Origin of the sequence: Clostridium sp. MCC328, assembly GCF_018785465.1 — a bacterium.
Taxonomy (GTDB): domain Bacteria; phylum Bacillota; class Clostridia; order Lachnospirales; family Lachnospiraceae; genus Pilosibacter; species Pilosibacter fragilis.
Map to the genome: position 1 here is coordinate 1 of NZ_WQPW01000043.1, position 529 is coordinate 529.

The window sequence follows — 529 nt, forward strand, 5'->3', positions numbered from 1 at the left end:
TAATAGTTTATATAAATATTTGGATATTTATCATAACGGGTTAAAAAAACTTGCAAACAAAGAAATGCAAGCAATCGTTGGTCATCTAAGAGAAATGTCAGACGAAAATCAAGATGAAATATTAACACAATTTCTTTCGGATTATTGTGATAGTGATGTATGGGATACTTTGAAAGACCGGGGAAATGCAGATATTCCATACGAATTAAAAGAGTATATCCTAATGTGGATTACACCACGTTGCGAAGAGAAGAAAATGCCAGAATGCAGATGGTATTATGAGTTGTTCAGAAATCATAAGCAGGGATATCAAGCGGCAGTAAAATACCTTGAGATTGCTTATTCAAGTATGAAGTGTGACCAGAAAACAATTGATTTGCTGTTTGATTCATACTTGGATATTTTAGGTTGGGGGGCACATCATTTTCCAGATGGATGCATAATTGAAGATAATACAATAGTTGATTGTTTTCAAAAATGTGAGGATATATTAAAAGAAAAAACGGTTAGTGAGAGATTGATAAATCAA

At 32.5% G+C, this 529-nt stretch carries 1 protein-coding gene; it reads left to right on the top strand.

The window, feature by feature from the left end:
* Nucleotides 1-529: hypothetical protein (locus GPK83_RS07955; protein ID WP_215704484.1), on the top strand; the 529-nt coding region annotated here is incomplete at both ends.